The organism is Pantoea sp. GbtcB22 (assembly GCF_019091025.1).
Taxonomy (GTDB): Bacteria; Pseudomonadota; Gammaproteobacteria; order Enterobacterales; family Enterobacteriaceae; genus Pantoea; species Pantoea leporis.
The window spans coordinates 1-237 of the sequence record NZ_JAGXKB010000818.1; the positions used below are offsets into that span (position 1 = coordinate 1).

The window sequence follows — 237 nt, forward strand, 5'->3', positions numbered from 1 at the left end:
CGACTGGCTACATACCGAGGACCCCAGCGGTGATAATCCGTGGATATTTATCTCCAGTGATGGCCAGAACCATAACGCAATCAAGGCGCTACTGAGCGCATGGATCTACATGACGATGGTCGGGATTCTTGGGTTAAAAGCCAGTCGTGAGCGCCGAATCTGCCAGTATTACGATGAGATCCCCTCCCTGCACAAATTGCCCATCCTGCCTGAGTTTCTTGCTGTGGGCCGTAAATT

Annotated in this window: 1 protein-coding gene; it reads left to right on the forward strand. The window is 51.9% G+C overall.

The window, feature by feature from the left end; translation table 11 throughout:
* Positions 1 to 237: type IV secretion system DNA-binding domain-containing protein (locus KVT28_RS26770; RefSeq protein WP_217551345.1), on the forward strand; the 237-nt coding region annotated here is incomplete at both ends.